The organism is Corynebacterium jeddahense (assembly GCF_028609865.1).
Lineage (GTDB): Bacteria > Actinomycetota > Actinomycetes > Mycobacteriales > Mycobacteriaceae > Corynebacterium > Corynebacterium jeddahense.
Window position 1 is genome coordinate 200,136 of the sequence record NZ_CP063194.1, and the last position, 26,402, is coordinate 226,537.

A 26,402-nucleotide genomic window follows, 5' to 3' on the forward strand; every position below is an offset into this window, starting at 1 on the left:
ACCGCAGGCAGGTACGCTGGGAACCATGAAGCATCCCGCATACAGCCAGTTGCGCCCAGTGACCCCCAACGCCGCGGTGGTCCTGGCGCCGAACCCCAGCTACGCGGCGCTTGAGGGCACCAACTCCTGGGTGATCCGCGGCGAAGGTGACGCACGCAGCATCGTCGTGGACCCGGGTCCGGAGGACGAGGGCCACCTCAACGTCCTGCAGTCGAAGGCCGGCGACGTCGCCCTCATCCTGCTCACCCACCGCCACCACGACCACGCGGACGGCGCGGAGCGTTTCCGCCAGCTCACCGGCGCGCCGATCCGGGCCTTTGACAAGCAGTACTGCGCGGGCGCTGAGCCGCTGGCGGACGGCGAGGTCATCGCCGTCGACGGCGTCACCCCGCGCGTGAAGGTCGTGGCCACCCCGGGCCACACGAGCGATTCCGTGTGCTACTTCGTCTACCCCGGCGAGGACACCGACGGCGCGCCCGAGGCCATCCTCACCGGCGACACGATCGCCGGGCGCCACACGACGATGATCTCCGAGACGGACGGCGACCTCGGCGCCTACCTCGACTCCCTGGAGATGCTCGAGGAGGCGGGCAAGGGCATCCCCATGCTGCCCGGCCACGGCCCGGAGGGCGAGGATCTTTCCGCCTACGCCCGCAAGTACACCGACCGCCGCAACCTCCGCCTCGACCAGATCCGGGAGGCGCTGAAGACCCAGGGCGAGAACGCCGATGTGAACAGCATCGTCGACGCGATCTACGACGACGTTGACCCGGTCCTGCGCGGCGCCGCCGAGCAGTCGACCCGCGTCGCGCTGCGCTACCTCAAGGCGACGAACTAGCCGCTACGAGGCGCGCCGCTGTCGCTACCGGGCGCGGCGCGCGAGGTGCTCCGTGTCCACGATGAGCACGCTCTTGCCCTCGAGGCGGATCCAGCCGCGGTGGGCGAAGGTGGCCAGCGCCTTGTTCACGGTCTCGCGGGAGGCGCCGACGAGCTGCGCGATCTCCTCCTGCGTGAGGTCGTGGTTCACGCGCAGCGCACCGCCCTCGTGGGTGCCGAAGCGGTTGGCCAGCTGCAGCAGCGTCTTGGCCACGCGGCCCGGAACGTCGGTGAAGATGAGGTCTGCGAGCGACGCGTTCGTGCGGCGCAGGCGGCGCGCCAGCACGCGGAGGAGCTGCTGGGAGATCTCCGGGTGGGAGTCGATCCAGGTGCGCAGCATGGTGGAGTCCATGGTCGCGCAGGTGACGTCGGTGACGCACACGGCGGACGAGGTGCGCGGGCCCGGGTCGAAGATGGAGAGCTCGCCGAACATGTCGGACGGGCCCATCACGGAGAGGAGGTTTTCGCGCCCGTCCGGCGCGTGGCGGGCGAGCTTCACCTTGCCCTCGACGATGATGTAGAGGCGGTCGCCGGGCTCGCCTTCGTCGAAAATCGTTGTGCCCTTGGGGAAGGTGACGGTGTCCATCTCCTCGGTCAGGGCGGAGACAGCCTCCGGATCCACGCCCTGAAAGATGCCGGCGCGGGCGAGAGTCTCTTGTACGCCTTCCATGTGTTCTCCTCGGGGTCGCGTTCAGGGTTGCGGTGGGGCCCGTGGCGGGCGCCACGTCCGCGCTGTTTCGGTGTGACCGTCACAACATTTTCGAATCGTACCATCTACAGATTTTCGTCGACGGCTGTTTCGCCCGGCCGATTCGCCGGGGCTTGGGAAGCGCCCGCCTAGTCGACGACGCGCGCCTCCAGCCGCTCCATGCACAGCGGGAAGATGCCCAACAGTAGCGGGACGAGCAGCACCAGGATCACACTCATGGCTGCCATTCTACGGACGCGCTGGCTAGCATGTCTCCCATGCCGTCAACCACCCCAGCCAAGCACCGCCGCCCCGGCACCCACCCAGCGGCGCTCGGGGAGGAGACGCCGCTGGGCCGCAAGCGCCGGGCGCGCCGCATCAACCGCACGCTCGCGGAGGCCTTCCCGGACGCGCACGCGGAGCTCGACTTCTCCAACGCCCTCGAGCTGCTCGTCGCCACGGTGCTCTCGGCGCAGACCACCGACGCGCGGGTGAACATGGTCACCCCCGAGCTCTTCGCGAAATACCCCACCGCGGAGGCGTACGCGCGCGCGAACCAGGGCGACATCGAGGCGATCATCCGCTCCGCCGGCTTCTACCGGTCCAAGGCGAAAAACCTCATCGGCCTGGGCCAGAAGCTCGTCGCGGACTACGGCGGCGAGGTGCCGGAAGCACTCGAGGACCTCGTCACCCTGCCGGGCGTCGGCCGCAAGACCGCGCACGTCGTCCGCGGCAACGCGTTCGGGTTGCCGGGGCTGACCGTCGATACGCACTTCCAGCGCCTCACCAAGCGCCTCATGCTCACCGAGGACACGGACCCGGTGAAGATCGAGCGCGCCGTCGCCGAGCTCATCGAACCCGCCGAGTGGACGATGTTCTCCCACCGCATCATCTTCCAGGGCCGCCGCGTCTGCCGCGCCCGCAAGCCCGCCTGCGGCGTGTGCCCCATCGCGTTCGACTGCCCGAGCTTCGGCGCCGGCCCCACCGGCCCCGAGGCGGCGGACCTCATCAAGGGGGAGGTGCGCCTGTGAAAAGGACGGTGTGGGCCAGCGTGGTCGCCGTCGTCGCGCTCACCGCGCTCGTCGTCGCGGGCGCGCGCATATTGCTTATCGACGACGCACCTCCGGCCGACAACGCCACCGGCGAATCCGCCGGCGCATCCTCGGCGCCGGACGTGCCCGCGCGCCCCGATTGCCCGGACGGCGCGATCGGCGGGGTGGACCTGCCGTGCCTCGGCGGGCGAAAGGCGGGGCAGGGCAAGGAGATCGCCGTGGTCAACGTGTGGGCGTGGTGGTGCGCGCCGTGCCGCGAGGAGCTGCCGGCGGTCGCGGACTTCGCCCGGGCCCACCCCGAGTACGAGGTGGTGGGCGTCCACGCGGACGGCAATGCCGCGAACGGCGCCGCGCTGCTCAACGACCTCGGCGTGGACCTGCCGAGCTACCAGGACGACGCGAACCGGTTCGCCGGCACTCTCGGGCTGCCCGGCGTCGTGCCCGTGACGGTGGTGCTGCGCGGCGGCGAGCGGGTCGCCGTCTTCGCTCGCGAGTTCACCTCCGCCGACGAGCTGGCGGACGCCGTGGCGGGGGTGCTGTAGTGGCGGACACCCCGCTGCACCCGGACGAGGCGCCCGCGTGGCTCGCCCCGCTCGTGCGCGCGCTCGAGGACGGAGAGCAGGCCTCGGCCGCGCGCCGGCTGCTGGGCAAACGCGTGCGGCAGGCGGACGGGGAGGACGAGGCGGCGGTGCTCATCCTCTTCGCCGGCGACCCGGGCGCCGCCGAGCTCCCCAAGGACGCGCGGGTGCTGCTCACGCACCGCACGCCGCGCATGCGCAGCCACTCCGGCCAGATGGCGTTTCCGGGAGGGCACATCGACCCAGGCGACGCCGGTCCCGTGGCGGCCGCGCTGCGCGAGGCGGAGGAGGAGACCGGGCTCGACCCCGACCGCGTCATCCCGCTCGCGGTGATGGCGACGGCGACCACGGGCGGGTCGAACCGCCGCGTGCGCCCGGTGGTTGCGTACTCGCCGGACCCAGGGGACGTGCACCCCGCCAGCGAGGAGGAGACGGACGCGGTGTTCTTCGCGCCGGTGCGCGAGCTCGTCGCGCCCGCGAACCGCGCCATGCTGGGGTGGAAGGCGTGGGCCGGGCCGTCGTTCTGGGCGGGGGAGTACCTCGTCTGGGGGTTCACCGGCGTGCTGCTCGCCGTCGCCCTCGAGCTCGGCGGCTGGGCGCAGCCGTGGGACGAGCGCCCCGGCGACCTCCGCGCCGCGCTCGCCCGCTCCGCGAACGGCGAACGGTAACATCTGCCGAGTGCTTATCGACGTCGCCCTCGCCCTCGCGCTCATCGCCGCGTTCGTGGGCGGCTGGCGTCAGGGGGCCTTCAGCGCTGTCGTCTCCGCGGTCGCCGTCGTCGCCGGGCTTGTCATCGCCCTCGCGCTCGCCCCGTTCTTCCTCGGCTTAAGCGAGTCCACGGCGGTGCGGGTCGTGCTGCTCGTCGCGCTCGTGGTGCTGTTCGTGGGCCTGGGCAATATCGTGGGCGCAACGGTCGGCGGCACCCTGCGCACCCGCGTGCGCGGGCGGGGCGCCCGGATCGCGGATTCGGCGGCGGGCGCGCTGTTCCAGGCCGTGGCGCTCGCGCTGGTGGTGTGGTTCATTTCCATCCCGCTCGCGGCCTCCGTGCCCGGCGCGCTCGGGGAGGAGCTGCGCAACTCGCGGGTGCTCGCGGGCATCGACGCGGCGGCGCCGGACGGGGCGGCCGCGCTGCCCGCGAAGCTCGCCGCGCTCCTCGACGAGTCCGGCCTTCCCCCGCTCGTGTCCCCGTTCGAGTCCCCGCGCGGAGCGCAGGTCGCGGCGCCGAGTAATGACGCGCTGCGGCCGGAGGTCGTCGAGAAGCTGCGGCCCAGCGTCGTGCACGTCATGGGCGACGCGGAGAGCTGCCGGCGCCGCCTCATGGGCTCCGGCTTCGTCATCGAGGACGGCTACGTGCTTACCAACGCGCACGTCGTCGCCGGGACGGAGCGCGTTGCGCTGGACACCGCGGTGGGTGTCAAGCCCGCGGAGGTCGTGCTCTACGACCCGGACACCGACATCGCGGTGCTGCGGGCGGACAACCTCGGCCTGCCGGCGGTGCGCTGGGCGGCGGGCGAGCTCGAGCAGGGCGACGACGCGGTGGTCATGGGCTTTCCCAAGTCCGGGCCGTTCGAGGCCGAGCCGGCGCGGGTGCGCGGCAGGCTCACCATCGCGGGGCCGGACATTTACACCACCGGGCGCGTGGAGCGCGAGGCGTACACGATCCGCGGGAACATCCGCCAGGGCAACTCCGGCGGGCCGCTGCTCACCCCCGACGGGGCGGTGGCCGGCATGATCTTCGGCGCCTCGCTGGACACCTCAGAAACGGGATACGCGCTGACTGCACACCAGGTGCAGCAGCGCGTGGGGGATGTGCGGGGCCTGCGGAGCCCCGTCGATACGCGAGCGTGCGTTAGCGGGTAACCGCCGTGGAGCCGGCGCGCGGGACCGTGGCGCCGGTGCCGGTGGAGGTGTAGAGGCCGGCCTCGTCCTTGGCCAGGTTCTTCTGCGCCTGGCCCGGCTTGAGGTTCTTCAGCTCGTTGACGCTCTCGATGGTCTTCTCCGGCGCCTTGATGTTCTTCAGCTTCTTGAAACCGAGGAACGCGAGCAGCCCGGCGAGCGCGAGCATGATGAGGAAGACGATGAGGAACGCCCAGCCGCGGTGCATCCAGGAGGCGAGCATCTCGGCGAGCGCGAAGAAGAGGAAGAACGTGGAGTAGAGGGCGATGACGCCCGCGACGGCGAACAGGCCGCCACCCACGGCGCCCTTCTTCACCTCGCCGACGACCTCGGCCTTGGCCAGCTCGATCTCGCCGCGCACGAGGGTGGACACCTGCTCCGACGCGTTGGAGATGAGGGTGCCAATGGACTGCTGGCCGGGCACCGTGACGTCGGTGTCGCGCAGCGGAATCGAATCCACCTTGGCGGACACAGCGGTCGAGCCGCTGGTGTAGAGACCTTCGTTGCTCACTGTTTTCTAACCTTCCTGCGTGGCGGCGGCGGGTTGCATGTGGCGCACCCGCATCGTGCCTGTAGATATTCCCACACGATGGTAGCCGGAGTGGTGCGAACATGCCCGAATCCGGGGCGGGGTGGCGGGGTTGTGGGTGTTGCGGGGCCGGGGGATAAGACCTCAGCGCTAGGCCGAGCGGCGTTTGTCCTCGCCAGACTTGCCCGACGACTTGCCCGACGACTTGCCCGACACCGCCCGCGCGATGAACACGCCCGCCACCGCGAGCGCCGTCACCCCGGCGATGACGCCCGCGCCGATGCCCACTTCGCGGGCGTTCGGCATCTGGATGAGTGGCTCCGGGTTCTTGAACGTGCGGGTCTGCCACCCGTTCGCCAGCGCGTGCTTCTTCAGCGCGCGGTCCGGGTTCACGGCGACCGGGTTGCCCACGAGCTCGAGCATCGGGATGTCGGTGGCGGAGTCGGAGTACGCGTAGCACTGGTCGAGGTCGTAGCCGTGGTCCGCAGCGAATTGTCGCACCGCGTCCGCTTTCGCCGCGCCCTTGAGGTAGCGGGTGATCTCGCCGGTGAGCCGGCCGCCCTTGACCGCCATCTCGGTGGCTACGACGGTGTCCACGCCCAGCTCGCGCGCGATGGGTTCGACGAGGATGCGGGCGGATGCGGAGATGATGATGACGTCGTGGCCCTGGGTCTTGTGCGTGTCGATGAGTTCGCGCGCCTCCGCGTAGATGGCGGGGGTGACCACGCTGCGCATGGTTTCGGTGGTGATGCGCTGGATTTCCTGCACCGGCCAGCCGGTGACCATGTTGGCGAGGGTGTCGCGGGTGGAGTCCATCTTCTCGCTCGACTGCCCGACGAGCATGTACTGGGCCTTCGTGAGCGTAAGATCCCACGCCTTCTGGCGCGAGATGAGCCCGTTGTGCAGGAATTCTTTGCCGAACGCGAACGCGGACGATGTCGCGATGATCGTCTTGTCCAGGTCGAAGAACGCCGCCACGGGCTGTGCGGAAGACATGCTGAGAAGTCTAACTCCTCGAACCCTACGGCGCCGTAACTGCCGCCTGAGAAACGCGTGTGACTCAAGTGGCAAGTTATCCACAAGGAAATTGTTGCAGCGTCAGCGAAACGGGGTGGTTATCCACAGAAAAACGGCTGGGTATTGATTCGGATATTGCGTCGCTGCACGCTAGGCGCATGGCTTACACGCAATCCACGATCGTCGTCGCCGTCGCCGACCCCGCCGCCCACACCGAGGCCGTCCACATCGCCGCCGCCACCGGGCGCCAGGTCGTCGACGCCGCCGACGCCACCCAGCTCGCCCGCCACGCGCCCAAGGCGTTCGCCCTGCTTGTCGACGCCGCACGCGCCCCCGACCTCGCCGCCACCAGCGTCGACCGCGCCCGGGTGTTCACGGTGGCGGCCGACATCACCACCCCGGCCGAGGACCCGACCGCCGCGTTCGGCCCCGCCTGTTTCGCGCTGCCCGCCCAGGCCGCGGACCTGCTGCGCGCGATCGGCGCCCTCTCCCTCGCCACGGGGCCGCAGGCGAGCGGCCGCGTCGTTGCCGTCCTCGGGGCGGGCGGCGGGGTAGGCGCGTCGGTTGTGGCTTGCTCGCTGGGGAGGGCGGCAGCGTCGCAAAGCGCGATGCTTATCGACGCCCACAGGGTCACCGGCGCCCTCGACCTCATCCTCGGGGTCGAGCAGACCCCGGGCGCGCGGTGGGGCGACCTCGACATCGGCGAGGGCGCCGTGAACCACGCGGACCTGCGCCACGCGCTGCCGGCGACCGAGGACGGCGTCGCCGTGCTCACGTTCTCCCGGACGAAGGTGGCGGACTCGCACCCGCTCACGCGCGACGAGCTCGACGCGGTCGTCGGCGCGGCGGCCGGCGGCGGCCTCAGCGTCGTCGACGCGCCGCTGCCGTTGCTGCCGGGCCGCTGCGACGCGGCGGTAATCGTGGCTGCGCCGCAGCTGCGCTCCGCCACCGCGGCGTCGCGCCTTGTCGCCGAGTGCAACGCCGCCGGTGTGGCGCCCATGCTGCTGCTGCGCGACCACGGTTGGGCCGCGCTCAGCCCGGCGGAGGTGGAGCACGCCGCCGGGGCGCGCGTCGTCGCGCACGTGCCCGACGTGCGTGGCCTGCCGAAGACGGTGGAGTGCCACGGTCTGCCGCTGCGCCTGCCGCGGGGGCTCGCGCGCGCCGCCGACGCGGTGCTCGGGGAGGTGGCGTAGATGCAGCAGGCCGACATTCTCGCGCGGGTGCAGCGCCGCCTCGCCGACGAGCCCGTCACGCCCGACCCCGCCCGCCTCGCGGCGCTCATCAGGGAGGAGGCGGTGGTGATCAGCGACCTCGGGGTGCTCGACATCATGCGCCAGCTTCGCGACGACACCACAGGCACCGGGCCCCTCGAAGCCCTGCTCGCGGACCCGGCGGTGACCGACATCTGCGTCAACGGGCCCGACGCCGTCTACGTTGACGCGGGCCACGGCCTGCAACGCAGCGGCCTGACCTTCGACTCGGAAGCCGCGGTGCGCCGCCTTGCCGCACGCCTCGCCGCGAGCTGCGGTCGCCGGCTCGACGACGCCCAGCCGTTCTGCGACGGCCACGTCGCCCGCGCCGACGGCACGCTGCTGCGGTTCCACGCCGTGCTCGCGCCGACGGCCCATGCGGGCACCTGCATCTCCCTGCGCGTGCTGCGCACCGCCTCGGCCACGTTGGACGACTTGGTGGCGCGCGGCGCGCTTGACGGGGAGCGGGCGGGGGTGCTGCGTGGCGTCGTCGAGAAGCGGAAAGCGTTCGTGGTGGTCGGCGGCACCGGCTCCGGCAAGACGACGCTGCTGTCCGCGCTGCTCGCGGAGGTCGACCCGGCCGAGCGCATCGTCGCCATCGAGGACACGCTCGAGCTCACGCCCGCCCACCCCCACGTGGTCAACTTGACCACCCGCGCCGCGAACGCCGAGGGTGCGGGCGCGATCGGCATCGCCGACCTCGTCCGCCAGTCGCTGCGCATGCGGCCCGACCGCATCGTCGTCGGCGAGATCCGCGGCGCGGAGGTGGTCGACCTGCTCGCGGCGCTCAACACCGGCCACGACGGGGGAGCGGGCACCCTGCACGCCAACTCGATCGAGGAGGTCCCCGCCCGCTTCGAGGCCCTCGCCGCGCTCGGCGGGCTCGACCGCGCCGGGCTACACGCGCAGCTCGCCGCCGCGATCGACGTCGTGCTTGTGGTCAAGCGCCGCGCCGACGGGGTGCGGGTGCTCCACCAGATCGGCGTGCTCGAGGGCGCCCCGGTGCGTGCCCGGGTGGTCTGGGACGCGGCGACCGGCCCCGCCGACGGCTACGAGGAGCTCCTCCCATGACAGCACCGTTTCTGCTTGCCGCCGCTGCCGCCGCCGCGGCGCCTCCCCCGCCCGCCGCACGGGTGGACACGCAGCCCGCGCGGCGGCGCCCGGCCCCGCGCGCGATCCCGGCAGCCGTCGCCCTCGTCGTTGCCGCGGCCCTCGTCGTCGACCGGGCGAGCCTCGTCTTCGCGGCGTCCATGGCGGCAGCCGCCGCGGTCCACGCCGTCGCCGCGCGCCGGGAGGCGGCGGCCGCGGCGCGCCGCAGCCAGGCCGCGGCTGCGTTCCTCGGCCACCTGGCCACGAACCTCGAGGCGGGCGCCGCGCCGCCGGTCGCCCTCGCCCGCGCCGCAGACCACCTGCCTGCCGACGCGCCGCCGGAGCTGGCCGGCGACGTCGCCCGCCTTAAGCACCACGCGCGCACCGGCGCCGGCGTCGGCGCGTTCACCGCGGACACGCCCGAGCTCGCCCGGCTCGGGGTGCTGTGGGCCCTGTCCGCCACCCGCGGCGTGCCGCTCGCGCGCCTCGCCGCCGCGGCGCGCGACGAGATCGACCACGCCAACCGGCACCGCGCCGCCACCCGCGCCGCGCTCGCCGGGCCGCAGACCACGGCGGTGGTGCTCGCGCTGCTGCCGCTCGCGGGCGTGCTCATGGGCACCGCGATGGGGGCGAATCCGGTCGCGTTCCTTGTTGGCGGCGGGCTCGGTGGGGTGCTGCTCACCGTGGGCACCGCGCTCGTGTGCGCCGGCGTCGTCGTCTCGCAGCGGATCATCCAGGGGGCGGCGTCATGATCGGGCTCATCCCTGCCGTCCTGCTCGCGGCGGCGTTGGTGGTGGCGCCGGCGGAGCCGTCGCAACGCATCGGCACCCCGCGCCAGGCCACCTCGAACGCTCCGCGCGACGGCCCCCGCGCCGCCGACCCGGAGCGCTGCGCCAGCGACATCGAGCTGTTCGCAGCATGCGTGCGCAGCGGGTTGCCGCCCGCCGCCGCCGCGGCCGCGGTCGCCGACACCCACGTCGACGGCCCCAGCCCGTGGCAGACGGTGGCCTCGCTGTCAGCGCTCGGGGTAGAACCCGCGCGCGCCTGGTCCGAACTCCACCGCCTCCCCGGCGGGGAAGACCTGGCCGGGCTTGTGACCATGTCCGCCGCCTCCGGTGCCGCCGTCGTCGACGGGTGCGAGCGCATCGCCGCCCACCTGCGCGACGAGGCCGGCGACCGGGCCAAAGCCAAAGCGGAACGCGCCGGCGTCCTCATCGCCATCCCGCTGACCGCCTGTTTCCTGCCGGCGTTTTTCGTCCTCGGGCTCGCGCCCGCGGTGATCAGCCTCGGCGCCACCCTCATCAACTAACCCGCTTCAACGCATTCAACACGAAGGAGAAACTCCCATGCAGCACATCAATTCCGCACTCACCGCCACCTACCTGTTCGCCCTCGACCGCCTGCGCACCCTGCGCCGCGACGACGGGATGTCGACCATCGAATACGCTTTCGGAAGTTTGGCCGCCGCCGCGCTCGCCGGGGTGCTCTACCTCGTGGTCAACGGCGACGGCGTCACCAACGCCATCGAAGGCGTGATCACGGACGCCCTTTCCTCGACGCCGGGCCGCCGATGACCACCGTCGAGACGGCGCTGTCGCTGGCCACGCTCGTCGCCGTCGCGGCGGCGATCGTCGGCGGCATCGCGACCATGTCGGCCTACATCGCCGCGGTGGACACCGCGGGCGCCGCCGCCCGGGCCTACGCCCTCGGCGTCGACTACGCCGCGCCGCGCGGGGAGGTCGCCGTCACCGAGCACGCGGGCCTGGCCACGGCCACCGCGTCCATCCCCGCGCCGGTGGGCACCATGCGTGCCACCGCGGTCTTCCCAGTTGAGTTCCCCGCCGAGTTCCCAGCGGTGCTCCCGTGACGCGGCTGCGTGACGACGAAGGCTCCGCCACCGTCACCGCCACCGGCATCATCGCCGCGGTGGTGGCGCTGGCGCTCGCGGTCGCGGCGCTCGGGGCCCATGTCGCCGACGCCCACCGCGTGCGCGTGGCGGCCGACCTCGCCGCCGTTGCCGGGGCGGGCGCCCTGTACCGCGGGGCCGACTACTGCGGCGCCGCACGCTCGACCGCCGAGGCGAACGGGGCGGACCTGCGCGCCTGCACCTTCGACGCGGGCGACGTCGTCGTCGAGGCCGCCCGCCGGGGCAGCGGGGCCGCCGCCCGCGCCGGCCCGTGACACTGTGCCCGCGCCGACCCAGTCTCACGCCGTCATGGTCACGAGCGCGCCGAGCAGCTTCAGCGCGGCGCGCTTGTCCAGCGGCTGGTTGCCGTTGCCGCACTTGGGCGACTGCACGCAGGACGGGCAGCCGTCCTCGCAGCCGCACGAGCGCACCGCCTCGTATGTCGCCTCGATCCACTCGTGGAAGCGGGCGAAGCCTTCGTCGGCAAACCCCGCCCCGCCCGGGTGGCCGTCGTAGACGAACACCGTGGGCAGCAGCGTGTCCGGGTGCAGCGCGGTGGATACCCCGCCGATGTCCCACCGGTCGCACGTGGCCAGCAGCGGCAGCAGGCCGATCGCGGCGTGCTCCGCCGCGTGCAGCGCGCCAGGGGTCTCGCCCGCGGTGATGCCCAGCTCGTCGAGCACGAGCGGGTCGACCGTGTAGGCCACCGCGCGGGTGTGAAGCCGCTGCTCGGGCAGGTCGAGCGGGATGTGCTCGCTCACGGTGCCGTCCGCGAGCCGCACGACGTAGCCGGTGACGCGGTCGACCACCTCGACGTCGACGCTGGCCACCTGCAGACCCGGCGACGGCGCGACGAGCGCGTGCGGCGCGCCGAGGACGGTGATGTCGGTGGTGGAGCGCGCCTGCGTGGAGTAGTCCGGCCGCTCCGGGGCCACGAGCGCGACGTAGTCGTCGAGGTCGAGCGACTGCACCACGTAGTACTCGCCCTGGTGGATGTACACCGCGCCGTCGTACACCTGGCTCATGGCGCGGCCCGCGTCCACGGTGCCCAGCAGCCGGCCGTCGGTGACGTCGACGATCATCACCTGCTCGCCCACGCCGCCGCGGATACTCACCTGCGCGTGCGCCGACTCCGGCGTGACCTCGCAGCCGAGCTGGGGCACCGCGAACCACCCCCGCGGGCGGCGGCGCAGCAGCCCGGCGGCGGTGAGCTCCTCGACCACCTCGCGGGCGCCGAACGCGTCGACGTCGCCGTCGGTAAGCGGGCGCTCCACCGCCGCGCAGTAGACGTGACCGCGCAGGATGTACGGGTTGGAGGGGTTGAACACGCTGTTTTCCACCGGCCTGCCCAACAGCGCGGCGGGGTGGTGCACGAGGTAGGTGTCCATCGGCTCGTCGCGCGCGACCATGACCGCGATGGAGCCCTGCCCGCGCCGCCCCGCGCGGCCCGCCTGCTGGCGAAACGACGCCACGGTGCCCGGGAACCCCGCCATCACCACCGCGTCGAGGCCGCCGACGTCGATGCCCAGCTCGAGCGCGTTCGTCGTGGCCAGGCCGAGCAGGTCGCCCTCGTCGAGGCGACGCTCGAGCGCGCGCCGGTCCTCGGCGAGGTAGCCGGCGCGGTAGGACGCCACCCGCTCGGCCATGTCGGCCCGGCCCGCGACCACGAGGTCCTCCTGCGCGCGCATCGCCACCGTCTCCGCGGCGCGCCGGGAGCGCACGAACGTGAGCGTGCGCGCACCCTGGCGGAGCAGCTCCGCCATGATGGTGGCCGCCTCCGCGGTGGCGGGGTAGCGCACCGGCGCGCCGCCCTCGCCCTCCGCGCCCTCGATGAAGCCGGGCTCCCAGAGCACGATCGTGCGCTCGCCGGCGGGGGCGCAGTCCTCGGTCACCGCCGCCACCTCGCGCCCGCACAGCCGGCGCGCCTGCCCGGCCGGGTCGGCGGCGGTGGCGGAGGCGAACACCACGGTCGGCGAGGCCCCGTAGGCGCGCGCGATGCGCAGCAGGCGGCGCAGTACGAGCGCCACGTTCGCGCCGAAGACGCCGCGGTAGGTGTGGCACTCGTCGACTACCACGTAGCGAAGGTGTCGCAGCAGCCGCGCCCACTTCGCGTGTGAGCCGAGGATGCCGGCGTGCAGCATGTCGGGGTTTGTAAACACGAAGCGGGTCTGCTCGCGGATGCCGGCGCGGGCCTCGGCCGGGGTGTCGCCGTCGTACGGGGCGGGGTTGATGCTGGTCAGCCCCGCAGACCGGGTCATGCGCAGCGTGGCCTGGAGCTGGTCGGACCCGAGCGCCTTCGTCGGCGTGAGGTACATCGCGCACGCCGTCGGGTCCTGCGCCAGCGCGGTGAGCACCGGCAGCTGGTAGCCGAGCGACTTGCCCGACGACGTCCCGGTGGACACCACCACGTCGCGGCCCTCCCACGCCAGCTGCGCACACGCGGTCTGGTGTGCGTACGGGCGGGACACGCCAGCGTCGATAAGCACCTGCTTGAGCTCTGGCTGCACCCACGACGGCCACTCGGCGTAGCGCGCCTGACGTGCGGGAACGTGCTCGACGTGGGTGATCGTCGCCGACGGGAGGCGGCGTTCGAGCGCGCCGACGAGCTCGGCGCCGAAACGGGAATCCATGATGGAACCGAAGTATGCCATTTGGCGGCAAAGATCTAGCACAGAACTAGTGCCACGTCACCCGATTCGTGGCAGACTGGAGTGCGGTCACAGATTTGTGTGCGCCCAACGTGGTGCTCGCGAGGATCGTGCACGCGGGCACCAGGACCGGCTTCGGCCCTGGTGGACGACTTCCATCACGCAATACTTTGAAAGGTTTCACCATGGCAACCGGAACTGTTAAGTGGTTCAACGCAGAAAAGGGCTTCGGCTTCATCGCTCCGGACGACGGCTCGTCCGACGTCTTCGTCCACTACTCCGAGATCCAGGGCTCCGGCTTCCGCACCCTCGAGGAGAACCAGCAGGTCGAGTTCGAGATCGGCGAGGGCGCGAAGGGCCCGCAGGCGCAGCAGGTGCGCGCCATCTAGCGCATATTGCGTATCGACGGGGCCTGCCGGCAGGCCCCGTTTTTTCATGCCGCCTAGGCGCTCACCCCGCGCCGCACGTCGTTCCACTCCATGAAGCTGTTCTGGCACTTCTGGATGACGTAGCCCACGAGCGAGCCGAGCAGCACGCCGAACAGCATCGCGAGCAGCGGGTAGTCCGAGAGGATCGTGCCGCCGAGGTAGCCCACGCCGACGCCGAGAAGCGCCCAGACGATCACGCCGATGGTGTCGAAGAACAGGAACGCGAACCAGTTGTAGCGCACCGAGCCGAGCACGATCGTGGCCACCCAGCGCCCCCACGGGATGAAGCGGGCCATGATGATCATCGCGCCGGCGCCGCGGTTCATGTTGCGGCGCACCCACGCGATCGTCTGGCCCGTCTTCGACTCCGGGTCGAGGTTTTCCACCCGGTTGATCAGCTTGCCGCCGAGGGCGAAGCAGACGTTGTCTCCGACGACGCCGCCGATCACCGCGGCGAGGATCACGCCCCACACGTTGGGCACGCCGCGCGAGGCGGAGAAGGCGCCGGCGAGGTTGAGCACGGTTTCCGACGGCACCAGGGGGCACAGCGCGTCGGCGACGATGAGTACCGTGACGATGGGGTAGAACACCCATATCCCCATGAGGGTGTGCAGGAATTCGATGAGTGAATCAACCACTCGTGCAGTGTAGGCCGAAGTGGCCGAAATACCAGACCGCCCAATCGTGTGCTAGTTGTCTGATAGGAATATTTGCTGTGCGAAACGAGGTGTCGGTCAACGTGGCTGAAGGTGGCAAGACTCTGGTCATCGTGGAGTCCGCGACGAAGGCGAAGAAGATACAGAAGTATCTGGGCGACGACTACATCGTCGAGGCTTCCGTCGGCCATATCCGCGACCTCCCCGGCCGCGCCGCCGACATCCCGGCGAAGTACAAGAAGGAGCCGTGGGCGAAGCTCGGCGTGAACCCGGAGGACAACTTCACGCCCATCTACGTCGTCGACGGGGACAAGAAAAAGAAGGTCGCGGACTTAAAGGCCAAGCTCAAGCAGGCGGATCGTCTCCTCCTCGCGACAGACCCGGACCGCGAGGGCGAGGCCATCGCCTGGCACCTGCTGGAGACGCTCAACCCCAAGGTTCCGGTGGAGCGCATGGTGTTCAACGAGATCACCGAGTCCGCCATCCGCGAGGCCGCCGAACACACCCGCGAGCTCGACATGGACCTCGTCGACGCGCAGGAGACCCGCCGCATCCTCGACCGCCTCTACGGCTACGAGGTCTCCCCGGTGCTGTGGAAGAAGGTCATGCCGCGCCTGTCCGCCGGGCGCGTGCAGTCCGTGGCCACCCGCGTCATCGTCGAGCGCGAGCGCGAGCGCATGGCGTTCATCCCCGCCGAGTACTGGGACCTCACCGCGTCGCTCACGCCCGCGCAGGCACGGTCCGCGGAATTCGACGCGAAGCTCGTCGCGGTCGACGGCAAGCGCATCGCGCAGGGCCGCGACTTCGACGACAGGGGTCGGTTGAAGGGGGAGGCTTTAGTCGTCGATAAGCAGTACGCGCACTCGCTTGTCGACGGCCTCCGGAATCAAACGATGCAGGTCACGGCCGTCGAGGAGAAGCCGTACACGCGCAAGCCGTACCCGCCGTTCATGACCTCGACGCTGCAGCAGGAGGCCGGGCGCAAGCTGCACTTCACCTCCGCGCGCACGATGCGCATCGCGCAGCGCCTCTACGAAAACGGCCATATCACGTACATGCGTACGGACTCGACGTCGCTGTCGAAGCAGGGCCTCGACGCCGCCCGCTCCGCCGCCCGCGAGCTCTATGGCGCGGAATACGTCACGGATTCGCCGCGCATCTACGACCGCAAGGTGAAGAACTCGCAGGAGGCGCACGAGGCGATTCGCCCCGCTGGCGAGCGCTTCACCACCCCCGGGCAGCTCGCCGGGTCGCTCGACGCGGAGGAGTTCAAGCTCTACGAACTCATCTGGCAGCGCACCGTCGCCTCGCAGATGCAGGACGCGCGCGGGACCTCGATGAAGGTGACCGTGCTCGGGCGCGCCGACGGCACCCCGTGCGAGTTCGCCGCGACCGGCCGCACCGTGACGTTCCCGGGTTGGCTGCGCGCGTACTCCGACACACAGGACAAGGAGACGCGCCTGCCGCAGCTCGCCGAGGGCGACGCGCTGGACACGAATAACGTCACGGCGGACGGTCACACGACGAACCCGCCGGCGCGCTACACCGAGGCCTCGCTGGTGAAGAAGATGGAGGACCTGGGCATCGGGCGCCCGTCGACGTACGCCTCGATCATCAAAACCATCCAGGACCGCGGCTACGTCGTCGCGCGCGGCAACGCGCTCGTGCCGTCGTGGGTCGCGTTCTCCGTGGTCGGACTGCTGGAGAACAACTTCGACGCGCTCGTGGACTACGACTTCACCTCCTCGATGGAGGACGAGCTCGACGCCATCGCCCACGGCAACCAGGACCGCACGAAGTGGCTGTCCGGCTTCTATTTCGGCGACGCCGACGCGACCGAGTCCATGGCGCAGGCGCTCGCGCGCCGCGGCGGCCTGAAACACATGATCGAGGACAACCTCGAGCATATCGACGCGCGCGAGGCGAACTCGTTGACACTTTTCGACGACGCCGAAGGCCGCCCTGTCGTCGTCCGCGTCGGCCGCTACGGGCCGTACATCGAGCGCGTGGTCGGCACCGACGCCGCCGGTGAGCCGGAGTACCAGCGCGCCAACCTGCCCGAGTCCGCGACGCCGGACGAGATCACCCTCGACATGGCGGAGAAGCTCTTCGCCACCCCGCAGTCCGGCCGCGAGCTCGGTGTCAACCCGGCGAATGGCCGAACGGTCGTCGCAAAGGAAGGGCGCTTCGGCCCGTACGTCACGGAGCTCGTGCGTGACGACGAGCGCGCCAAGGCCGAAGCCCGCGCCGAAGAGGTCATCGCGCAGGAGCGCGCCGCGGAGGACGCCCAGCGCGCCGAGGAGGGCAAGCGCGCGAAGAACTGGGAGACGAAGACGGCGGCCGCGGCGAAGGAGAAGCGCGTGGCCCAGCTTGTCGAGGAGCAACTCAAGCCCGCCACCGCGTCGCTGTTCAGCTCGATGGAGCCCGCGACCGTGACCTTCGACGAGGCGATGCAGCTCCTCTCCCTGCCGCGCGAGGTGGGCGTGGACCCGTCCGACGGCGAGGTCATCACCGCGCAGAACGGTCGATACGGCCCGTACCTGAAGAAAGGTGACGACTCGCGCTCGCTCGCCTCCGAGGACCAGATCTTCACCGTCACCCTCGAGGAGGCGCGCCGCATCTACGCCGAGCCGAAGCGCCGTGGCCGCACCGCCGCGAAGCCGCCGCTGAAGATGCTCGGCGACAACGACGTCTCCGGCAAGCCGATGAGCATCAAGGACGGCCGCTTCGGCCCGTACGTCACCGACGGCGAGACCAACGCGTCCCTGCAGCGCGGCGACACGCCCGAGACGATGACGGACCAGCGCGCCAACGAGCTGCTCTCCGCCCGCCGCGCCCGCGAGGCCGAGGACGGGCCGAAAAAGGCCACCAAGAAGACCGCGAAGAAGAAAGCGGCGAAGAAAGCGGCGAAGAAGAAGGCCACCAAGCCGAAGAAGACGACGAAGCGCGTGGTGAAGGCGAAGAAGCGCTAACTGTGGATAACCCCGCGGGGTTGTTGACGCTTCAACGCGGTTCTCCACAGAAATTTCGCGGGTGCTTGTCGACGTTTCGTGCCCGCCCTAGCGTGCGGGGCATGAACTTTACTGACTTTGCCTCCGCGGGTGTCGAGGTGCTCGCCGGTTTCTCCCGCGACGCGGCGTTGGCCGCTGGCCTGTCGACGACGCGGGTGCGCGACCTGGGGCGGGTGTGGGAGGCCTACTACGGGCCGACGAAGTTCACCCGCAAACAGGCTGATGCGCTTGTGTTCGCGGCGGGCATGCCGCTCGACCAGTTGGTGCTGATTGAGAAGAAACTGCGGGTGGTGGCCGATGCTGCCGAGCGGTGGCGCATCCGCCTCGACCTCGTGCGCCACCGCGGGTCGTATCGCGCCCTGTCGAAGCGCATCACGCGGTTGGTGAAGGTTCCGGTGCGCGCACCGCAACCCGCCTGCCGCTTTACTCAGTCCGTCGCAGGGATGCGCACCATGATCTGGACCTACAACGAGCGCGACATCGCCGACCTCGAACACCTGCTACGCACAATGGCAGAATCCGACATCCCCGGTGCTGCGGATCTCGCCCACGCCCTGCGCGCGTTGCTCCACGACGGGGCTGCCGTCCCCCACGCCGCACCCCGGCCCATCGTGCTCGTGCCCATCCCGGACTACCTGCGCATCACGTCCGGCACCGGGGATGACATCACCCTCACGCTCACGGACGGCACCACGATGAGTGGGGCGGAGTTTCTGCAGCAGGAGTACGGGGCCACACTCGAGGTCGCGGCGTTCCACCCGCAGGCCGGTGCGGTGAACCTCTACCGCACGAGCCGGCTCGCGAACACGAAGCAGCGCACCTTGTCGAAGTTGGTCAGCCCCGCGTGCGCGTTCCCGGACTGCCGCCACTCCGCAGCAACCACGCAAACCCACCACATGCGGGCGTGGAAACACGGGGGCATGACCAACATGAACAACCTCGTGCAACTGTGTCCCCACCACAACGGGGCGAACGACGATGACCGGGAACGCGCGTGGCGCGGCCACATTGATACCCGTGGCGGGCGGATCTACTGGATCGCCCCGAACGGGGCCGAAGTGCCCATGACCACCCCCGGCGCCATGGAGCTGCTCTTCGACTAACCCCCACCCCACCCCAAACCCGCCCAACAGGGCGGGCAATTCGGCGCGCCCGAAACTTAGTAGCGGTCCGCCATCGTGGAGCGGACCGGGCGGGCCAGTTGCGTCATCTTGCCGCGGCCGCGCAGCTCGACGGACTTCATGAGCGTCCAGCGCTGCTGCTCGACCTCGTTCGCGGCGCGCAGGGTGGCGGCGTTCGTGAGCACAAGCCCCGGGGTGTCTTTCGCCAGCTCGGTGAGGCGGGCCGCGCCGTTGACGGCGTCGCCGATGACGGTGTACTCGAAGCGGTCGGAGCCGCCGATGTGCCCGGCCACCACGTGGCCCGAGGCGACGCCGATGCCGGCCTTGAGCTCGTGGCCGGACAGCTCGTCCTGGAGCTCGCGGGCGGCTTGGAGGGCGTGCGAGGCGGCGTCGTGGAGTGAGACGGGCGCGCCGAACACCGCGAGCGCCGCGTCGCCCTGGAACTTGTTGATCACGCCCTTGTTGCGGTGCACCACCTCGACGACGACGTCGAAGAACTCGTTGAGCGCCGCCACGACCTCCTCCGGGGTGTGGTCGACGGCGTACGTCGTGGAGCCGATGACGTCGATGAACAACACCGCCACCTTGCGCTCCTCGCCGCCGAGCTCCGGGCGTTCCTCGAGCGCCTTCTGCGCGACCTCCGCGCCGACGTACTGGCTGAAGACGTCGCGGACGCGCTGCCGGTCGCGCAGGCCCCGCATCATCTCGTTGAAGCCGGCCTGGAGCACGCCGATCTCGGAGCCGTCGTAAATGTCCACCTGCGTGTCCTGCTCGCCGCGGCGCACGCGGTTGATGGCCACCTGCAGCTCCTTGATCGGGTCGACCACGCTCATGATCGCGAACGTCGTGCCCATGAAGCCCGTGACCAGCCCCGCGCCGATGAGCGCGACGATGGCCGCGGTGAGCTCGCCGACCGTGCCGGTGAAGTATCCGCCGCGCTGCGCGAGGGTGAGCAGCAAGACGCCGGCCATCGGCACGGCGGAGGTGGTGAACCAGGTGAGGTACAGGCGCGACTTGATCGGCGGCTGCAGCGTCGAATCCTCGAAGCGGCGCGCCAGCGCGGACGCCGCGATCGGGCGCACGAGGCGCTCCGCCTGCAGGTATGTGAGCACCGCGGTGACAAAGCAGGTGAGGATGGCGGAGGTGAGGACGACGGTGGCCAGGCGGGCGTCGATACGCAATGCCGCGATGGTGACAATCGCGATGCCAATGCCCCACACCGCCACCACGATGGCGGTCTGCAGCACCGGCAGGCGCATCACCAGGTGGCGCACCATGTTCGGGTCGTGCCCGTCCGGGTGGCGCTGCCACTCGAGCACGGGCCGGAACAGATACAGCGTGACGACGACCCCAAGGATCACAGCGACCACCGCATAGATCACGCCGATCGCGCCGAGCTCGCCGGAGAACCCGAGCTCGCGCACCTCCGGCATCGGGATGAGGTAGCGTACGAACAGCATGCAGCCGACGGCGGTGGCGATGTTCGTCCCCAGCACGCTCGCGGCGTACAGGGGCCAGGACGTGCCCCAGAGCCACCGCAGCTCGCGCCAGAAACGTTCCATGGTGTATCACCATAGCGCGCGGGTAGGGTGATCATCCGTGACTACCCGAAGCGTGAGCGAGCGTCTCGCAGGCACCCCCGCGGTGCGCGACACGATCATGTCGGCGGCCGCCGCGGCGCGCTCCGGGGACGGCTACGCCATGACGCACGCGTGGCTGTTCACCGGCCCGCCCGGCTCCGGCCGCTCCACCGCCGCGCTCGCGTTCGCGGCGGCGCTCATGTGCGAGAACCCGGACGAGATCGGGTGCGGCCGCTGCGCGGGGTGCCGCGACGCGCTCGCCGGTACGCACACGGATCTCGTGCGGGTCGTGCCGGAGGGGGTGTTCATCACGGTGGACTTCGTGCGCGAGGAGATCGTGAAGACGGCGGCGCGCCTGCCCACGGTCGCACCGTGGCGCGTCGTCATCATCGAGGACGCCGACCGCCTCAACGAGCAGGCCGCCGACGCGCTGCTCAAGACGGTGGAGGAGCCGCCGGAGCACACCGTCGTGATCATGTGCGCCCCGTCCACCGACCCGGAAGACTTCCGCCCGACGCTGCGCTCGCGGTGCCGCCACCTGCACATTCCGCCGCCGTCCGCCGCGGAGGTCGAGCGCATCCTCCGCGAGGAGGAGGGCGCGAGCCCCGACGACGCCCGCACGTACGCCGCCGCGACCTTCCAGCACGTCGGCCGCGCCCGGCTCATGGTGCACAACGACGGCGTGCGCACCCGCCGGGCAATGGCGGTGCAGCTCGCGGAGCTCGTCTTCCACGGCTCGCAGGCGTTCCAGGCGGTGGGCGCGCTGCTCAAGGCGGCGGAGAACGAGGCCGTCGAGGCGCACAAGGCGGAGGACGAGGCGGAGCGCGCGAAGCTCGAGAACGCCCTCGGCGTGGGGGCGAAGGGCAAGGGCGCGGCGAAGGCGCTGCGCTCGGTCTCGGCGTCGGTGAAGCAGCTCGAGGACGAGCAGAAGCGCCGCAGCACGAGGCGAAGGCGGGACATGCTCGACCTCGTCTTGGTGGATCTCGCGAGCGTGTACCGCGACGCGCTCGTCGTGCAGACGGGCGCCGGCCTCCCGCTCGTCAACCCGGACTTCGAGGGTCTCGCGCGCGAGATCGCGGGCCGCGTGCCGGCAGTGGGGCTTGTCGAGTGCTTGGAGGCGATCTCGCAGTGCCGCGAGCGCCTCGGCCAGAGCGTGACGCCGGCGGTGGCGTTCAACGGGATGCTCGGCCGGATCCGGCTCGCCTGCAACGCCTCCTGACCTGCCGGTTTCTCAGTTCCGCCGCCCTGCGATAAGCTCAACGTTCGGTGCAGCAATGCCCGGCCACCTTAGCTCAGTCGGTAGAGCATCTCACTCGTAATGAGAAGGTCGCGAGTTCGATTCTCGCAGGTGGCTCCACCAAAAGCCCAGCTAAACAGCCGTTTTAGCTGGGCTTTCTTTTCGTCTCCGGCGTTTCGGGTTGTCCCGAGTTGTCCCAGGTTGCCCCGTTTATTACCGAGCACAGACCGAGCACAGACCGAGCACGCAGTGCTACTACGAAAATGACCGCATTTGGGCGATCGTTAGACTGAACCGTTATGGATACGGGAAATGAAGAGATCGTTGAGCGGCTCCTGGAGAAGAGCAAGGAGGCCTTTGCTCTCGCGCTGGAGCTCTACAACAGGCCGACGCTGAAATACCACGCTGAGTCCTGCTCGATCTTTCTCTGTAACGCCTGGGAATTGATGCTCAAGGCGTACCTGATCCGAGAGCGCGGCATCGACTCGATTTACTATTCGGATGAGCCGGACAAGACCATTGCGCTTGCAGATTGTCTTAAAAAGATTTTCACGAACGAAAAGGACCCACTGCGCATCAACATGGCGGAGATCATCCGCTTCCGCAACGTCAACACGCACTTCATCACCGACGAGTATGAGATCTTCATCGGCCCGTTCCTGCAGAAATCTGTGATGAACTACGCAGACAAGCTTCTCGAACTGCACGATGAATCAGTCAGCGACTTGATACCCGAAAATCACCTCACCCTCGCAGTGCGTCGCGGCGCTATCGACCCTGATGTGATTCGGACGAAATACGAGCCCCATGTTGCAGAGAAGCTACTGAAAATGAGCCAGCAGGCCGCCGACGCGGCTGGGACTGGGGAGGGAGGCGCCGCTGCAGCCATCTACGAGACAAATCTCCGCATCGTCAAAAAGGCGAAGGACGCCGACCTCAACGTCTATGTCGATAATGACGCGGACGCCGGCATTGCGATCGTGAAAGACGTTCGCGATGCCGCGAGTTACTATCCATTCACGGTTAAGAACGCGGTCCGGGAAGTTCAAAACCGTTTGAAAAAGTCGAAGACCACCATCTACTACAAGGGTGAGAAGAAAACCTTTAACTGGTGGCACTTCAACCTATTCAACCAGGTATTTCAGTTCCGTGAGGATTCGAAATTCGCTTACGATCGAAGCACTGCGGGAGAGAGCAACCCATCCTGGACTTACTCGCAGAGGGCTATCGACTTTATCGTTGCCAACCTTGAAAAAGAGCCTGAAACGTGCATCGATGCACTGCATGCCAAAACGACGAAAAAGTAAAAACGCCAACCCTCGGAGCAAAGGAATTCTCAGGCCGAAGCCCTACTCCCATTCGGGAACCCAGCTTTATCCTTCTCGGGTTGGCGTTGTATCCGCAAGCGTAATTGCGCAACCACACTTGCACAACACATACACGCACATCAAACGAGATGTTTTGCAAAAAGACGAGGTAAAGAAGGTAAAAAATTTGCGATCCACCACCCGAAAAATACCCCCGCAGGCGACAGTTGAATTGTCCCCGAACCATTAAACGAACTCAAAGAGTTAGCCACCGTGGCTATCCGGCATCCGGCACCGCGCGCAGACCGTCGCGCCGGGCGGTGCGCTCCGCGCGGCGTTGCGCGCGGGCGGCGTCGCGCTGGCGTTCGGCGGCGAGGTAGGTGTCCATTGCATTGGGGACGGCGTCGAGTCCTTCGTCCCAGAGGTGGCCGTAGATGTTGAGGGTGGTGGAGGCGTCGGCGTGGCCGCACATGCGTTGCACCGCGTATACGTCAGCGCCGGAGGCGATGGCAATGGAGACGCCCGTGTGTTTGAGGGTGTAGGTGTCAACGCCTTCCAACCCGGCGTCTTTGCACATCTGTGCCCAGATACGCCGCCAGCGGGCTGTGGTCCAGACGTTGCCGTGCTCGTCGGTCAGCAGCGGGTCGGTGGGTGCTTTGCCCACGCACTCGTCTTCGAGGTCCAGGAGGAGCTCGCCGCCGACGGGTACGTCACGGCAGAGGTGATTCTTGGTGTCGCCCTCGCGGCCGAGCTGGTCCACAGAGCGCTGCACGTGCAGTCGCCGCCGGCGGTAGTCGAGGTCCTCGACGTGGAACCCCTTGGCCTCACCCGGGCGGACGAGAGTCAAGAGCAGCACCCGCACGAAAAGCTTGGCCTGCGGGGTCGGCGCCGCTTGTAGAAGACGGTCGACCTCGGACACGCGCAGCGCGCGCCGCTTCCCCTTCTCCTGCCGGACAAGGTCACCAGATTCGAGCGGGTGGTCGTAGATGATCTTCTGCTTCACCGCGAGCGTGCACAAAGCATTGATGACGATGCCCACCTTGCGCTTCTGCCCCGAACCGAGCGGTTTGGCTTCCTTCTGGTGCGGCCGCCGGGACTGCAGGCTGTCGATCCAGGTGGTGATCGTCGGCCCGTCCAGCTCGCAGATCGGCGTTTTGCCGAAGACCGGCGCTACGTGGGCCCAGGCAGAGCGGTAAGACGCCACGGTCGACTTAGCTTTGCCCTCCTTGGACTTAATCCAGGGGTCCCATAGGTCCTCGAGCGTGATGTCGCGTTTGTCTTTGGTGATCCAGGTGCCTTGCTGCTGGCCAACCTCGACGCGCGCGCAGTGCGCTTCGGCCGCGTCGAACGTGGAAAACGCCTTCGTGACTTCGCGGCCGTTTTCCACCCATACGGCGAGCCAGCGTTTGCCTTTGCCCCATCGGGAGGATCGGATGCGGGTTTTCTGGCTGGTTTTGTCGGGATTGCGTTTCGTCCACTGGTCGCGAACGTGAGCCATTGCTATTCTCTCTTTCGTCTAGCCACCCAGTCCCCCGAGGTGGTTGGGCACTCCATAAGTCGCTCCGCGGTTGTAGCTGGCCGGCTCCCGCGGGGCGCACCTAACTCCGTTCTACTTCGGAACCTCTGCGTCGACGCTCCAACCGGAGAAAATGCCGCCGCCGGTCGTCGCTAAGCGAACATCGGTGACGTGTTGAACACGCGGGTCGCCGTCTGACTTGGCCATCCAGATCATCGAAGCCACGGAGTTTGCCATTTCTTTACGGGTGACCTCTGACTGGAAGTGCTCCTTAACGCCCGGGCGATCCTGGTCGATGTAACCGACGAATCGGGTTCCGCCATCCTCGGTGTCTACACCGCGGATCGCACAGACTGGCAGTCCACCAGCGGCGAGGTTTTGTGATGCGCAGTTACTTGCTTTGTAGATCTCCTCGTCGAACCAGTCTTGAGGCGCGCGGGCTAAGTCGACGCCGTCGGCTGCGTTGGGTGAAGGTTTCTCCTCCTCGGAAGAAGGGCTGGGAGCTTCCTCCTCGCTCGATGTAGACGCGGGAGCCTCGGACGTAGTCTGCTGACTACTCGTTTCCGTCGAGGGGGAGGGGGATTCAGATGACACGCTGGTCGTCGGCCCCGGAGAAGCGGTGTCCTCGCCGGACGAGTCGTCCAGTAACGTGCCGATAGCACCAACCACGAACAGGACGCCTAGTCCGATTCCGCCCCACTTGAGACAGCCTCCCCTCTTCTTTTCCGGCGGCGTGGTCTCATTTGCTGGCGGGGGAGTGGATGATTCATAGTTCGAGATCGGCGTGCTCATTTACGTTCCTCTCACGCGCTGGCGCGCCGGGGTGCGCGCCAGACCTCCAGTAGGTGGACAGTGACCCCAAGTTCGGCCGCGATCGCGCCGGGGTGGGGACCGAGCGCTGCTTCGGCGCTCTTGTATTCATCTTCGCTGATCAGTGTTTCGGCCGCCCAGCGATCGGCGGCGCGCTCTTGCTTCTCGACGACCCACCGCGGCAGATCCGGCCCCGCATCGTGTCCAAGGACGGCGTGGCCGAGTTCGTGCGCGAGCGTGCATCGTCGCGCGCGGGCGGGAAGGTCGGCCCGGAGGCTGATCGTCCGGCGGGCGGGATACCACCGGCCCTTGTCGCCCCCGCGGTGGGAGACGACCTCGATGCCGTGCTCGAGCGCGATCTCCACGAGGCTAGGGTCCTTCGCCAAAGCCCTCATCTCCCTCCTCCGGCTCGTCCGGGGACGAGTCGGCGGCGAACGCGCCCAGGTCTTGCGCCTCTCGCTGATCCCGTATCTGCTTCAAATCGTCCTCGACGTGGCTGATTGGGCGATTCCATACTTCGCTGCCACGCTTCATGCGCTTCAGCACCTCGGCGGCCAGCTGCTCGTCGCTAAGTAGCTCCATCTTCATTTGTGCCGCGTAACCCTCGAGATCCTGCTCGATGAGGATGTCCAAGGCTAGGAGGCCGGGGACGGCACTCACTTGATAGGCGCGCGCAATCTTCACGGCGGTCTCGACGGTGACGGTTTCCTCGCGGAGTTGCCTCGCCAACGTCGTAGGCGGAAGGCCCGAATTGAGAGCAATCTGCCGGTCGGAATCATGGCCGCGAAAGCTGCTAAGCCACTGCTCAAACTTGGTCATGAACCAATTATGGCACACGTATGTATCGCAGGCAATACAAAAAGTATCAAAAACGGCTTGCTAATGAACCGTAACTGGTTTAATGTGAACCGCACACGGCACAGAGAGGAGCGAATGTGGATAACACCGTGATCAAGGTCCGACCTGGACTACTTGAGCGTCTGAAAGAGAACAGCGGAATCACCTCGGATGAAGCCTTCGCCCGCACCATCGGCGTTTCCCGGCAGACGCTAATCGCTACGCGCAATGGCGAGCGTGAACCGTCTATTGGCTTCGCAGTTGGCGTTGCGCAGGCGTTCGGGCTCGGTCTCTCCGAGGTGGTCGTGTGGGAAGACGAGCAAAAGACAGAAGCTCCGGCTGCGTAGGCGCGCCGGGCAGGAAGGAAACG

At 69.0% G+C, this 26,402-nt stretch carries 28 protein-coding genes and 1 tRNA gene; 19 read left to right on the plus strand and 10 right to left on the minus strand.

The window, feature by feature from the left end:
• Positions 1–25 precede the first annotated feature (25 nt).
• Entirely contained in the window at positions 26–838 is an 813-nt protein-coding gene (locus tag CJEDD_RS00875) for an MBL fold metallo-hydrolase (protein ID WP_042408639.1), read from the plus strand.
• Positions 839–862: 24 nt separating this feature from the next.
• Here the strand turns inward: CJEDD_RS00875 and glxR are convergent, their stop codons facing one another.
• Positions 863–1,546, minus strand: coding sequence for a CRP-like cAMP-activated global transcriptional regulator GlxR (gene glxR / locus CJEDD_RS00880; protein WP_042408637.1), 684 nt, complete (start codon positions 1,544–1,546; stop codon positions 863–865).
• Positions 1,547–1,842: 296 nt separating this feature from the next.
• On the opposite strand from glxR, the gene nth reads away from it, so the two are divergent.
• The 4 genes from nth to CJEDD_RS00900 are packed head-to-tail and all read left to right on the plus strand — an operon-like array spanning position 1,843 to position 5,054.
• A complete protein-coding gene (gene nth / locus CJEDD_RS00885; RefSeq protein ID WP_081764569.1) occupies positions 1,843–2,595 on the plus strand; it encodes an endonuclease III in 753 nt (250 codons plus the stop codon).
• Positions 2,592–3,158, plus strand: coding sequence for a TlpA family protein disulfide reductase (locus tag CJEDD_RS00890; protein WP_042408632.1), 567 nt, complete (start codon positions 2,592–2,594; stop codon positions 3,156–3,158). Before nth ends, CJEDD_RS00890 begins: the two co-directional genes overlap by 4 nt.
• Complete coding sequence (locus CJEDD_RS00895; protein ID WP_052333841.1) at positions 3,158–3,862, plus strand: NUDIX hydrolase; 705 nt, start codon at positions 3,158–3,160, stop codon at positions 3,860–3,862. Before CJEDD_RS00890 ends, CJEDD_RS00895 begins: the two co-directional genes overlap by 1 nt.
• 10 nt (positions 3,863–3,872) lie before the next feature.
• Complete coding sequence (locus CJEDD_RS00900; protein WP_232297743.1) at positions 3,873–5,054, plus strand: MarP family serine protease; 1,182 nt, start codon at positions 3,873–3,875, stop codon at positions 5,052–5,054.
• On the opposite strand, the gene CJEDD_RS00905 is transcribed toward CJEDD_RS00900, so the two are convergent.
• Together CJEDD_RS00905 and CJEDD_RS00910 are read right to left on the minus strand one after the other, a co-directional pair.
• Positions 5,044–5,601: a phage holin family protein gene (locus CJEDD_RS00905; protein WP_042408630.1), complete on the minus strand. Its 558-nt coding sequence runs from the start codon at positions 5,599–5,601 to the stop codon at positions 5,044–5,046. The two genes, CJEDD_RS00900 and CJEDD_RS00905, sit on opposite strands and share 11 nt — an antisense overlap.
• Before the next feature lie 168 nt (positions 5,602–5,769).
• Positions 5,770–6,615 carry an HAD family hydrolase gene (locus CJEDD_RS00910; protein ID WP_042410529.1) on the minus strand — a complete coding sequence of 282 codons (846 nt, stop codon included), beginning with the start codon at positions 6,613–6,615 and terminating at the stop codon, positions 5,770–5,772.
• A gap of 179 nt (positions 6,616–6,794) precedes the next feature.
• Between CJEDD_RS00910 and ssd the strand changes: the two genes are divergently transcribed.
• Genes ssd through CJEDD_RS00945 form a run of 7 tightly spaced genes read left to right on the plus strand, consistent with a single transcriptional unit; the run spans position 6,795 to position 11,156 of the window.
• Complete coding sequence (gene ssd, locus CJEDD_RS00915; protein ID WP_273657571.1) at positions 6,795–7,829, plus strand: septum site-determining protein Ssd; 1,035 nt, start codon at positions 6,795–6,797, stop codon at positions 7,827–7,829.
• The gene (locus CJEDD_RS00920) at positions 7,830–8,957 is read left to right on the plus strand and encodes a TadA family conjugal transfer-associated ATPase (protein WP_042409159.1); all 1,128 of its coding nucleotides are present in this window, start codon (positions 7,830–7,832) and stop codon (positions 8,955–8,957) included. It begins immediately after the preceding gene.
• Positions 8,954–9,727: a type II secretion system F family protein gene (locus CJEDD_RS00925; RefSeq protein ID WP_042409161.1), complete on the plus strand. Its 774-nt coding sequence runs from the start codon at positions 8,954–8,956 to the stop codon at positions 9,725–9,727. Before CJEDD_RS00920 ends, CJEDD_RS00925 begins: the two co-directional genes overlap by 4 nt.
• The gene (locus tag CJEDD_RS00930; protein ID WP_042409163.1) at positions 9,724–10,284 is read left to right on the plus strand and encodes a type II secretion system F family protein; all 561 of its coding nucleotides are present in this window, start codon (positions 9,724–9,726) and stop codon (positions 10,282–10,284) included. Before CJEDD_RS00925 ends, CJEDD_RS00930 begins: the two co-directional genes overlap by 4 nt.
• A gap of 37 nt (positions 10,285–10,321) precedes the next feature.
• Positions 10,322–10,549 carry a DUF4244 domain-containing protein gene (locus CJEDD_RS00935; protein ID WP_042409165.1) on the plus strand — a complete coding sequence of 76 codons (228 nt, stop codon included), beginning with the start codon at positions 10,322–10,324 and terminating at the stop codon, positions 10,547–10,549.
• On the plus strand, positions 10,546–10,842 hold the full coding sequence (locus tag CJEDD_RS00940; RefSeq protein WP_042409167.1) for a hypothetical protein: 297 nt from the start codon (positions 10,546–10,548) through the stop codon (positions 10,840–10,842). The genes CJEDD_RS00935 and CJEDD_RS00940 overlap by 4 nt, the downstream gene beginning before the upstream one ends.
• Positions 10,839–11,156: an Rv3654c family TadE-like protein gene (locus CJEDD_RS00945; RefSeq protein ID WP_042409169.1), complete on the plus strand. Its 318-nt coding sequence runs from the start codon at positions 10,839–10,841 to the stop codon at positions 11,154–11,156. The genes CJEDD_RS00940 and CJEDD_RS00945 overlap by 4 nt, the downstream gene beginning before the upstream one ends.
• Before the next feature lie 24 nt (positions 11,157–11,180).
• Here CJEDD_RS00945 and CJEDD_RS00950 read toward each other — a convergent pair whose 3' ends face one another.
• On the minus strand, positions 11,181–13,511 hold the full coding sequence (locus CJEDD_RS00950) for a DEAD/DEAH box helicase (RefSeq protein WP_198133016.1): 2,331 nt from the start codon (positions 13,509–13,511) through the stop codon (positions 11,181–11,183).
• Between the two features lie 203 nt (positions 13,512–13,714).
• Between CJEDD_RS00950 and CJEDD_RS00955 the strand changes: the two genes are divergently transcribed.
• A complete protein-coding gene (locus CJEDD_RS00955; RefSeq protein ID WP_042409175.1) occupies positions 13,715–13,918 on the plus strand; it encodes a cold-shock protein in 204 nt (67 codons plus the stop codon).
• Positions 13,919–13,971: 53 nt separating this feature from the next.
• On the opposite strand, the gene CJEDD_RS00960 is transcribed toward CJEDD_RS00955, so the two are convergent.
• Positions 13,972–14,595, minus strand: coding sequence for a DedA family protein (locus CJEDD_RS00960; RefSeq protein ID WP_042409177.1), 624 nt, complete (start codon positions 14,593–14,595; stop codon positions 13,972–13,974).
• 101 nt (positions 14,596–14,696) lie between these two features.
• Here CJEDD_RS00960 and topA point away from each other — a divergent pair, with 101 nt between their 5' ends.
• Complete coding sequence (topA, locus tag CJEDD_RS00965) at positions 14,697–17,585, plus strand: type I DNA topoisomerase (protein ID WP_273657692.1); 2,889 nt, start codon at positions 14,697–14,699, stop codon at positions 17,583–17,585.
• Between the two features lie 101 nt (positions 17,586–17,686).
• Complete coding sequence (locus tag CJEDD_RS00970) at positions 17,687–18,727, plus strand: HNH endonuclease signature motif containing protein (RefSeq protein ID WP_042405940.1); 1,041 nt, start codon at positions 17,687–17,689, stop codon at positions 18,725–18,727.
• A gap of 56 nt (positions 18,728–18,783) precedes the next feature.
• Here CJEDD_RS00970 and CJEDD_RS00975 read toward each other — a convergent pair whose 3' ends face one another.
• Positions 18,784–20,307: an adenylate/guanylate cyclase domain-containing protein gene (locus CJEDD_RS00975; RefSeq protein ID WP_042405942.1), complete on the minus strand. Its 1,524-nt coding sequence runs from the start codon at positions 20,305–20,307 to the stop codon at positions 18,784–18,786.
• Between the two features lie 37 nt (positions 20,308–20,344).
• On the opposite strand from CJEDD_RS00975, the gene CJEDD_RS00980 reads away from it, so the two are divergent.
• The 3 genes from CJEDD_RS00980 (at position 20,345) to CJEDD_RS00990 (ending at position 22,869) form a co-directional block, all read left to right on the plus strand.
• Positions 20,345–21,544, plus strand: a complete 1,200-nt coding sequence (locus CJEDD_RS00980) for a DNA polymerase III subunit delta' (RefSeq protein WP_042405943.1) — start codon at positions 20,345–20,347, stop codon at positions 21,542–21,544.
• A 62-nt stretch (positions 21,545–21,606) separates the two neighbouring features.
• Positions 21,607–21,682, plus strand: a tRNA-Thr gene (locus tag CJEDD_RS00985).
• Between the two features lie 179 nt (positions 21,683–21,861).
• Positions 21,862–22,869: a DUF3644 domain-containing protein gene (locus CJEDD_RS00990; RefSeq protein ID WP_042405944.1), complete on the plus strand. Its 1,008-nt coding sequence runs from the start codon at positions 21,862–21,864 to the stop codon at positions 22,867–22,869.
• Between the two features lie 277 nt (positions 22,870–23,146).
• Here the strand turns inward: CJEDD_RS00990 and CJEDD_RS00995 are convergent, their stop codons facing one another.
• From CJEDD_RS00995 to CJEDD_RS01010, 4 genes are all read right to left on the minus strand, one after another.
• Positions 23,147–24,367, minus strand: a complete 1,221-nt coding sequence (locus tag CJEDD_RS00995) for a tyrosine-type recombinase/integrase (protein ID WP_042405945.1) — start codon at positions 24,365–24,367, stop codon at positions 23,147–23,149.
• Between the two features lie 111 nt (positions 24,368–24,478).
• Positions 24,479–25,177 (minus strand): hypothetical protein, encoded by a 699-nt coding sequence (locus CJEDD_RS01000; RefSeq protein ID WP_157034418.1) that lies wholly within the window; start codon positions 25,175–25,177, stop codon positions 24,479–24,481.
• A gap of 11 nt (positions 25,178–25,188) precedes the next feature.
• Positions 25,189–25,560, minus strand: coding sequence for an ImmA/IrrE family metallo-endopeptidase (locus CJEDD_RS01005; protein WP_232297678.1), 372 nt, complete (start codon positions 25,558–25,560; stop codon positions 25,189–25,191).
• A gap of 4 nt (positions 25,561–25,564) precedes the next feature.
• Positions 25,565–26,014, minus strand: a complete 450-nt coding sequence (locus CJEDD_RS01010; RefSeq protein WP_052333738.1) for a hypothetical protein — start codon at positions 26,012–26,014, stop codon at positions 25,565–25,567.
• 116 nt (positions 26,015–26,130) lie between these two features.
• Between CJEDD_RS01010 and CJEDD_RS01015 the strand changes: the two genes are divergently transcribed.
• Positions 26,131–26,379 carry a helix-turn-helix transcriptional regulator gene (locus tag CJEDD_RS01015; RefSeq protein ID WP_042405948.1) on the plus strand — a complete coding sequence of 83 codons (249 nt, stop codon included), beginning with the start codon at positions 26,131–26,133 and terminating at the stop codon, positions 26,377–26,379.
• Positions 26,380–26,402 lie beyond the last annotated feature (23 nt).